Origin of the sequence: Pseudomonas sp. TH10 (assembly GCF_016651255.1) — a bacterium.
In the GTDB taxonomy this organism is placed as follows: Bacteria; Pseudomonadota; Gammaproteobacteria; order Pseudomonadales; family Pseudomonadaceae; genus Aquipseudomonas.
Genome location: NZ_JAEKEG010000105.1, coordinates 1 through 9,382 on the forward strand (window position 1 = coordinate 1; position 9,382 = coordinate 9,382).

8 protein-coding genes and 1 pseudogene are annotated in these 9,382 nt (G+C 59.0%); 6 read left to right on the forward strand and 3 right to left on the reverse strand.

Annotation, left to right across the window (positions count from 1 at the left end):
- From JFT80_RS16625 to JFT80_RS16640, 4 genes are all read left to right on the forward strand, one after another.
- Positions 1 to 347 (forward strand): DUF2931 family protein (locus JFT80_RS16625; protein ID WP_201148589.1); only part of this gene is annotated, 347 nt, incomplete at its 5' end.
- A gap of 434 nt (positions 348 to 781) precedes the next feature.
- The gene (locus JFT80_RS24450) at positions 782 to 979 is read left to right on the forward strand and encodes a DUF2931 family protein (protein WP_307833102.1); all 198 of its coding nucleotides are present in this window, start codon (positions 782 to 784) and stop codon (positions 977 to 979) included.
- A gap of 301 nt (positions 980 to 1,280) precedes the next feature.
- Entirely contained in the window at positions 1,281 to 1,685 is a 405-nt protein-coding gene (locus JFT80_RS16635; protein ID WP_201148593.1) for a PaaI family thioesterase, read from the forward strand.
- Between the two features lie 46 nt (positions 1,686 to 1,731).
- Complete coding sequence (locus JFT80_RS16640) at positions 1,732 to 2,220, forward strand: GFA family protein (RefSeq protein WP_201148590.1); 489 nt, start codon at positions 1,732 to 1,734, stop codon at positions 2,218 to 2,220.
- 122 nt (positions 2,221 to 2,342) lie between these two features.
- Here JFT80_RS16640 and JFT80_RS16645 read toward each other — a convergent pair whose 3' ends face one another.
- On the reverse strand, positions 2,343 to 2,951 hold the full coding sequence (locus JFT80_RS16645) for a tRNA-(ms[2]io[6]A)-hydroxylase (protein WP_201148591.1): 609 nt from the start codon (positions 2,949 to 2,951) through the stop codon (positions 2,343 to 2,345).
- A 159-nt stretch (positions 2,952 to 3,110) separates the two neighbouring features.
- On the opposite strand from JFT80_RS16645, the gene JFT80_RS16650 reads away from it, so the two are divergent.
- On the forward strand, positions 3,111 to 3,974 hold the full coding sequence (locus tag JFT80_RS16650; protein WP_201148592.1) for a universal stress protein: 864 nt from the start codon (positions 3,111 to 3,113) through the stop codon (positions 3,972 to 3,974).
- 78 nt (positions 3,975 to 4,052) lie between these two features.
- Here the strand turns inward: JFT80_RS16650 and JFT80_RS16655 are convergent, their stop codons facing one another.
- Positions 4,053 to 4,523 (reverse strand): DUF1289 domain-containing protein, encoded by a 471-nt coding sequence (locus JFT80_RS16655; RefSeq protein ID WP_201148594.1) that lies wholly within the window; start codon positions 4,521 to 4,523, stop codon positions 4,053 to 4,055.
- A gap of 567 nt (positions 4,524 to 5,090) precedes the next feature.
- On the opposite strand from JFT80_RS16655, the gene acnB reads away from it, so the two are divergent.
- Complete coding sequence (acnB, locus tag JFT80_RS16660) at positions 5,091 to 7,700, forward strand: bifunctional aconitate hydratase 2/2-methylisocitrate dehydratase (protein ID WP_201148595.1); 2,610 nt, start codon at positions 5,091 to 5,093, stop codon at positions 7,698 to 7,700.
- A gap of 175 nt (positions 7,701 to 7,875) precedes the next feature.
- On the opposite strand, the pseudogene JFT80_RS16665 reads toward acnB, so the two are convergent.
- Positions 7,876 to 9,157, reverse strand: a pseudogene (locus tag JFT80_RS16665) (serine/threonine transporter).
- Positions 9,158 to 9,382: the final 225 nt, after the last annotated feature.

Genomic DNA, 9,382 nt, shown 5'->3' on the forward strand with positions numbered 1-9,382 from the left:
TTTACGTGCGCTGGCAATCGGTGGTCGAACCGCAAACCTATCAAGGCTGGATTGAGATACCGGAAAGTGCGCGGCAGGTCATGCGCGCGGCGTTGCGCAAGGATTGCCAACAATTCCCCGAGACGGCCTCGATATTAAAGATTGCTTCTGTAATGCTCGGCCTAGCACCTGGCGGCGTTGTGCAAATCTGGGTACTTGATGAGTGTATGCATCCGGTCAAAGTCGCACGCGGTCAGGCTGAGATAGAGCCAAAGGGGCCTGATCTTGGACGATCTGGATATCCCCCCATGCAGGAAGCCTCCAAACGTTACATCGAACAATATGGCATTCCCTACGGCAGCTGGTAGATCGTCGTAGGTTTAGCTCGCCACTCGGCGGGCTTTCGCTATCCGATGATGGGTTCCATCCCCACAGCTCATTAATGCACCTACCACGGATGGGATCCGCGTGCAGCATCCCCATGTCCCCGACTAGGAGTCACGATTATGAGAACACTATGGATTTTGTTGGGAGCCTTGTTACTGAGCGGCTGCCAGACCTCGGGCCAGTCCTGGGGGCACTCAGATCCCGACGCTGTGCCCTGGGAAATAGGCTTTGTCACGCCTTATTCGATGGAAGGCTGGGTTGAGGACAGCGCTACCGTCGATGTCGATGGGAACCTGTATCGTCGGATTGGCAGTGGAGGCGCTGCCGGCGGAGGGAAAAATGGCACTGAGCTGGCCCGTGGCTGGGCCCGAACAGTTGGGGAAACTACAGGAAAGTACTGGATGCCAAACTGCCGGTGCGCATCTATGTGCGCTGGCAATCGGTTGTCGAACCGCAAACCTATCAAGGCTGGATTGAAATACCGGAAAGTGCGCGGCAGGTCATGCGTGATTCCCTGGTCAAAGATTGTCCAGGCTATCCCGAATTGAAGGCGGTTCGTACGGGGGTTTCCGTTCGGTTCGGGCTCGCACCGGGCGGCGTTGTACAAGTTTGAGTGCTGGATGAGTGTGCAAATCCGGTCAAAGTCGCACGCGGTAACTGGCACACGCCTCGCAGGAGCTGCCGAAGGCTGCGATCTTTTGATCTTGATCTTAAGCCGCCGCGCCAAAAAAAGATCAAAAGATCGCAGCCTTCGGCAGCTCCTACAGGCGTTCTACACCTACACCACCTATATGCAGCAGTACCTTTGGCAGCAGTCCATTCACCGCAACTCCGCCCGCCCATCACCCTCCTTTATCCACCATGACTTCCCCCAAACCCGGCGCATGTTGATCCCTCAACCGGAGGGATTCGCCATGCTCAACGCACTCAAACAGATCAACTCAACCTCAGCCTTCAACCGCTGGGCCGGCTTCGAAGTCACCTACGCCCAAAGCGGTGAAGCCGAACTTACCCTGGTTTTTCGCGAAACCGACATGGCGCAGTACGCCGGCTTCCTGCATGCCGGCCTGATCGCCGCGTTGCTCGACACCGCCTGCGGTTTTGCCGCCGGGACGGTCGCCGGCAACGTGCTGGCGTCGCATTTTTCAGTCAACTGCCTGGCACCCGCTGTCGGTGAAGTGTTCATCGCCAAGGGGCAGGTGGTGAAGGCCGGGAAGAAGCAGGTGTTCGCCCGCGCCGAGTTGTTCGCGCAAACCGGTGACGAGTTAAAACTGGTGGCGACCGGCGACGCGATTCTGGTGCCGGTCGACAGTCGCTAAGGGTCTAGGCTGTCTTGAATCGATTCGAGAACAGTCGGAGGTCCTCATGCAGCTCGAAGGTTCATGCCATTGCGGCGCGGTGTCGTTCAGCCTCACCAGCGCTCATCCCTACCCTTACCAGCGTTGCTACTGCTCGATCTGCCGCAAGACCCAGGGCGGCGGCGGTTATGCGATCAACCTCAGTGGCGACGCCCGCAGCCTGAAGGTGCGCGGGCGCAAGCACATCGCGATCTACCATGCGCGGCTCAAGGACGAGGGTGATAAACGCGCCCATAACAGCACCGCCGAGCGGCATTTCTGTTCTGTTTGCGGGACTGGGTTGTGGCTGTTCAGCCCGCAATGGCCGGAGTTGATTCATCCGTTTGCCTCGGCCATCGACACCGCGCTGCCGGTGCCACCGGAGCACACGCATTTGATGCTGGGTTCGAAAGCGTCGTGGGTGGAGGTTGAGGTGAAACCCAAGGACCAGCAGTTCGAGGTCTACCCCGAGGAGTCCATTGCCGATTGGCATATACGCCTCGGTCTGGAAAAGTAGTCACAGTCTCTGTGGTGAAGCGGTTCTACTGCCTTGCGGATGACGTTTTTTGCAGGAGCATGGCTTGCCCGCGATGGCGATTTAGCGGGCGTCATCATGGGAAAGCCTCGTTCATACGGGGGTTATGCGGCGGTTGGGATGCCGCTGTGGAAACGGAATTCCACGTCCGGTGATTCGATCAGCTCCTGCTCGGCCGCACGCACCCGGTCGATCACCTGGGCAACATCTTTCGCATCCCCATACTGGTAAGCCAGTTTCAAATAACCCTGGAAATGCCGGGCCTCGCTTTTGAGCAGGCCGAAATAGAACTTGCCCAATTCTTCGTCCAGATGTGGCACCAGGGCTTCAAAACGCTCACAACTGCGGGCTTCGATGAACGCGCCGACCACCAGGGTATCCACCAGTTTTACCGGCTCATGGCTACGCACCACCTTGCGCAGGCCCGAGGCGTAACGCCCGGCCGACAGTTGGCGCAGCTCGATCTTGCGCTTCTTCATCAAGCGCATGACCTGTTCATGGTGCACCAGCTCTTCCCGGGCCAGGCGCGACATGAGGTTGATCAGGTCGACGTGGGAATGGTACTTGGCAATCAGGCTCAGCGCGGTGCTGGCGGCCTTGAACTCGCAGTTCTTGTGGTCGATCAGCAGGGTTTCCTGATCGGCCAGTGCCGCCTGGACCCAGGCGTCAGGTGTGCGGCAGCCAAGGAATTCGTGGATTTCGGGAAGGATCATGGGGCTCACGGTAAAGGTGTTCGAGCGAAGGGCGCCGATTATACCGGCCTGTCCGCAGACCACCAGTCGCCAGCGTTGATATGCATCAAGTCGCAGGCGCATGAGCAGCAACTATAGTTGTCCCACGCAGCATTTTTCCATCTCCCGGAGAACCCGATCATGCAAGCCATCCGCAGCATCCTGGTGGTCATCGAGCCCGAACACTCGGAAAGCCTCGCGCTCAAACGCGCAAAACTGATTGCCGGCGTGACCCAGGCGCATCTGCATCTGCTGGTATGCGACCGCAAGCACGACCATGGCGGCATGCTCGGCGTGCTCAAGGCGGCGCTGTTGGCGGATGGCTACAGCGTCACCACCGAGCAGGCGTGGAATGAAAGCCTGCATGAAACCATCATCGATGTGCAGCAGGCTGAAGGTTGCGGCCTGGTGATCAAGCAGCACTTCCCCGACAGCCCGCTGAAAAAAGCCCTGCTCACGCCGGCGGACTGGAAACTGTTGCGGCACTGCCCGTGCCCGGTGCTGCTGGTGAAAACTGCCCAACCGTGGAAGGACGGGGTGGTTCTGGCGGCCATCGATGTCGGCAATACCGACCTGGAGCACCGGCACCTGCACAACATCATCATCGATCATGGCTACGACATCGCCAGCCTGGCCAAGGCCCGCCTGCACGTGATCAGCGCCCATCCGTCGCCGATGCTGTCGTCGGCAGACCCCACCTTCCAACTCAGCGAAACCATCGAAGCGCGGTATCGCGAACAATGCCGGGCGTTCCAGGCCGAGTTCGACATCGACGATCAACACTTGCACATCGAGGAAGGGCCGGCTGACGTGCTGATTCCGTTCATGGCGCACAAGCTGCGTGCAGTGGTGACGGTGATTGGCACCGTGGCGCGGTCCGGGTTGTCGGGGGCGTTGATCGGCAATACCGCAGAGGTGGTGCTGGATGCGGTGGAGAGTGATGTGCTGGTGCTCAAGCCGCAGGAGATCGAGGATCATCTGGAAGAGGTGGTGGCGCGGCATTAAAGCAAAAGCAAGATCAAAAGATCGCAGCCTTCGGCAGCTCCTGCGCGCCTGTGGGCGCTGCGATCTTTTGACTTTAAGTCAGCCGCCGAAGGCGTCTTTCAGGAAACCGGGCGCGATGTAGCGCTGATAGTGGGCTTCCGACAGCAGGAAAAATTCCCGATCAATGGCATCGCGCAATTCCGGCAGGTTCCAGTCGCGAAACTCCGGCAGCAGGACCATCCCGTACGCGTCCAGATTAATGATCACCCGCGCCCCACGGGCAATCAGCTGATACGCCCAGCAATATTCCGACTGATGCGGCACGAAGCGGATCTTGCGCTGTTCAAGCTGCTGGCGCAGGCGCGCCGAATCAAAAATCTCGACCTTGCCCGCCATCACTTGTGACAGCAATTGTTCCAGACGCAGCCACACCGCGCGTTTTTCCTCCTCGTTGTATCCATTCCAATGGATCACTTCGTGATGGAAACGCTTGCAGCCACGGCACACCAGATCACCGTAAACAGTGGAGCAGAGGCCGACGCAGGGGGTCTTGATGGTCTGATTGGGCATAGGTAAGGAGAACACGGGAGAGCAGGACAGGTCGGCATGTTAGCCCTTTGTCTAACATTGATCACCCCTCAATCTTGAGGGGCGGAGGGTCTACTGGACTTTGGCACCGGCCGCGTTGCGCGCCTACGTGCGCGAAGCTGCGTTGCGGGATTTGCCAAGGGAACAACCATTAGCGGCATCCCGCGCCTTGCCTCGCACACGTAGGCGCACAACGCGACTCGCCACCAAAGTCCAATAGAGCCCGACTTACCTTTAAATTTTTTTTGCCGTAGAATCAGCCAGCCTTTTAAGGCGCCAATGTCCGTTAGAAGCTGTTTTCAAAGCGTCACGAGCACAGTCGTTCCTTCAGAGCGGTGTTGGCGAAGGGTTTTTCCAGCGGGGAAAAGCCCAACGCCAACCCTCATCAGCTCCCCGTTCTGCAGGCGTAAAACTTTGAAAGCAGCTTCTGTAAGGAATTGCCGGTAATTCTGGCCGAACGACCCACAACGTCGTGAGGCGCATGAGTACGGCAATTTCGGGATGAGCGTCCCGGACACCCATTTGGGACCACTGATGAGGGTAATAACTGTGCTTGAAGCCTACCGCAAACATATCGAAGAGCGTGCAGCCCTGGGTATCGTTCCCCAGCCGCTTAACGCCGAACAAACAGCAGGCCTGGTCGAGCTGCTGAAAAACCCTCCGGCTGGCGAAGAAGAATTTCTCGTTGACCTGATCACCAATCGCATTCCACCAGGCGTGGACGAAGCGGCTTATGTAAAAGCCGGCTTCCTGTCTGCACTGGCCAAGGGCGAAGTTTCCTCCCCTCTGCTGGACAAGAAACGCGCTGTAGAACTGCTCGGCACCATGCAGGGTGGCTACAACATCGTGACCCTGGTTGACCTGCTGGACGACGCCGAACTGGCCCCTGTTGCAGCCGCGCAACTCAAGCACACCCTGCTGATGTTCGATGCGTTCCACGATGTCGCTGAAAAAGCCCGCAACGGTAACGAACACGCCAAAAGCGTGATCCAGTCCTGGGCTGACGGCGAGTGGTTCAGCAACCGTCCGACCCTGGCCGACAAGATCAGCCTGCGCGTGTTCAAGGTCACCGGCGAAACCAACACCGACGACCTGTCCCCTGCTCCAGACGCCTGGTCCCGCCCGGACATCCCGCTGCACGCCCTGGCCATGCTGAAAATGGCTCGCGAAGGCATCGTGCCGGACGAGCAAGGCAAGACCGGCCCGATGAAGCAGATCGAAGAAATGCGCGGTCAAGGCTTCCCGATCGCCTACGTCGGTGATGTGGTCGGTACCGGTTCGTCGCGTAAATCGGCTACCAACTCGGTACTGTGGTTCTTCGGCGACGACGTTCCTTACGTGCCGAACAAGCGTGCTGGCGGTTTCTGCTTCGGCAGCAAAATCGCTCCGATCTTCTACAACACCATGGAAGATGCTGGCGCCCTGCCAATCGAGTTCGACGTTTCCAACATGAACATGGGCGACGTGATCGACCTGTACCCGCATGCTGGCAAAGTCTGCAAACACGGCACCGACGAAGTCCTGACCACCTTCGAAATGAAGACTCCGGTCCTGTTGGACGAAGTTCGTGCTGGCGGCCGTATCCCGCTGATCATCGGCCGTGGCCTGACCGAGAAGGCTCGCGCCGAGCTGGGTCTGCCACCGTTCGACCTGTTCAAGAAGCCGGAAGCTCCGGCTGAAAGCACCAAGGGTTTCACCCTGGCGCAGAAAATGGTCGGCAAGGCTTGCGGTCTGGGTGAAGGCCAAGGCGTTCGTCCTGGCACCTACTGCGAACCGAAGATGACCACCGTGGGTTCTCAGGACACCACCGGTCCTATGACCCGTGACGAACTGAAAGACCTGGCGTGCCTGGGCTTCTCGACCGATCTGGTGATGCAGTCCTTCTGCCACACCGCGGCCTATCCAAAGCCGATCGACGTGACCACCCACCACACCCTGCCAGACTTCATCATGACCCGCGGCGGCGTTTCCCTGCGTCCGGGCGACGGCATCATCCACTCGTGGCTGAACCGCATGCTGCTGCCAGACACCGTCGGTACCGGTGGTGACTCGCACACCCGTTTCCCGATGGGCATCTCGTTCCCGGCCGGTTCCGGTCTGGTCGCGTTCGCCGCCGCCACTGGCGTTATGCCGCTGGACATGCCGGAATCGATCCTGGTGCGTTTCAAAGGCAAAATGAAACCTGGCATCACCCTGCGTGACCTGGTTCATGCCATTCCTTACTTCGCCATCCAGAACGGTCTGCTGACCGTTGAGAAGAAAGGCAAGAAAAACGCCTTCTCCGGCCGCATCCTGGAAATCGAAGGTCTGGAAGGTCTGACCCTGGAACAGGCGTTCGAACTGTCCGACGCTTCGGCCGAACGTTCGGCTGCCGGTTGCACCATCAAGCTGTCGAAAGAGTCGATCACCGAGTACCTGAACTCCAACATCACTCTGCTGCGCTGGATGATCGGCGAAGGCTACGGCGATGCACGTACGCTGGAACGTCGCGCACAAGCGATGGAAGCCTGGGTTGCCAACCCTGAGCTGATGGTTGCCGATGCTGACGCCGAATACGCTGAAATCATCGAAATCGACCTGGCCGACATCAAGGAGCCTGTGCTCTGCGCGCCAAACGATCCGGACGACGCCCGTCTGCTGTCCAGCGTTGCTGGTGAGAAGATCGACGAAGTGTTCATCGGTTCGTGCATGACCAACATTGGCCACTTCCGCGCTGCGGGCAAGTTGCTGGATCAGGTCAAGGGTCAGCTGCCAACCCGTCTGTGGCTGTCGCCGCCGACCAAAATGGACGCTCACCAACTGACCGAAGAAGGCTACTACGGCATCTACGGCAAGGCTGGCGCGCGCATGGAAATGCCGGGCTGCTCGCTGTGCATGGGTAACCAGGCACGCGTTGAGCCGAACGCGACTGTTGTGTCGACGTCGACCCGTAACTTCCCGAACCGTCTGGGCGACGGCGCGAACGTTTACCTGGCTTCGGCCGAGTTGGCGTCCGTGGCTTCGATCCTGGGTCGCCTGCCGACCGTCGAGGAGTACATGGAATACGCTGGCAAGATCGACAGCATGGCGGCCGATATCTACCGCTACCTGTCTTTCGACCAGATCGCCGAGTTCCGTGAAGCTGCTGCGAACGCCAACATTCCGGTCGTTCAAGCCTAACGTTACAACGCAATGAAAAACGCCGCCCATCGTCAGATGCGCGGCGTTTTTTTATGCCTTCTGGCACACCGCGTTATCGTTCATCGCTGGCAAGCCAGTCTCCCACAGGATCTACGCTGAACCTGTGGGAGCCTGGCTTGCCAGCGATAGCGGACTCAACGCAACACAAAAACCATCAGGCAGAAAGCGAATAAATCAGCGCCGATATCGCCACCAGCCCCACCGCGCGTCACGAACACGTTCGAAGCCTGCCCGCGATAACGCGCCATGGCCGGTACCTTACGAATGGCGTACATCGGCATCAGGAACAGAATCGCCGCGATCACCGGGCCACCGACGGTCTCGATCATGCCGAGAATGCTCGGGTTCAGGGTCGCCACGATCCAGCAGATAATCAGCATGAACGCCGCGACAATGATATCCAGCGCCTTGGCGCTCGGACGGTTGCCGCTCTTGATGATCAGGCCTTTCAGACCTTCGCTCGCACCGATGTAATGACCGAGGAACGACTTGGAGATCGCCACAAATGCAATCAACGGCGCCGCGAAGGCGATGGTCGGATTGCTGAAGTGGTTGGCCAGGTACGACAGGATCGACAGGTTCTGCGCCTTCGCTTCCGCCAGTTGCTCCGGCGACAGGGTCAGCACGCAACTGAACACGAAGAACAGCACCATCAGCACCATCAGCGCATGGGCACGAGACAGGATCTGCGAGCTGCGCTCTTCAGCGTGAACGCCGTAACGGCGCTTTTGATCGACCGCAAACGCCGAAATGATCGGCGAGTGGTTGAACGAGAACACCATCACCGGAATCGCCAGCCACAGCGTATGCAGCAAGGCCGACGGTGCGGGCACGTGCGAAGCGGTGGCGAGGATGCCGCCGTTCCAGTGCGGAATCAGGTAAATCGCCAGGAACAGCAGCGCGACGATAAACGGGTAGACCATCAGGCTCATGGCCTTGACGATCGCCTGCTCGCCGCAACGCACCACGGCCAGCAGGCCAAGGATCAGCACCAACGACAGCCAGATGCGCGGTGGCGGCGTGATGTGCAGTTGGTGCTCAAGGAAACTGGCGACGGTGTTGGTCAGGCCGACGCTGTAGATCAGCAGGATCGGGAAGATCGCGAAGAAGTACAGCAGCGTGATCAGCGCACCGGCCTTGATGCCGAAATGCTCCTCGACCACTTCCGTAATGTCGGCGCCTTCGCGACCGGAGAGCACAAAACGGGTCAAGCCACGGTGCGCGAAGAACGTCATCGGGAACGCCAGCAACGCGAGGATCACTAGCGGCCAGAAGCCACCCAACCCTGCGTTGATCGGCAAAAACAGGGTGCCGGCGCCGATGGCCGTCCCGAACAGTCCCAACATCCAGGTGGTGTCCTGGCGATTCCAGCTCGACAGCTCGGCTGGTGCTGCTGCTTCAAAGCGTTGTTCGACGCTTTTGGCCTGATCATTCATCCGGTCGGATCTCCGCATTCCGGTCACTTGCCACTCGGTCAGAACGCGTCGGAAAAAACCGACAGACATGCTCCGGCCGAAACAGGGGCGCGATTCTCCGCGATAAATGAGCAGAAGCAAAGACTTAGCTGAGGAATGGTTGTGCCTGGCAGATCGTCGACTTGTCGTTATCAGCACAAAAACTGTCGTTATCAGCTGAATGATCTGTCGCTTTCAGGTATGCCG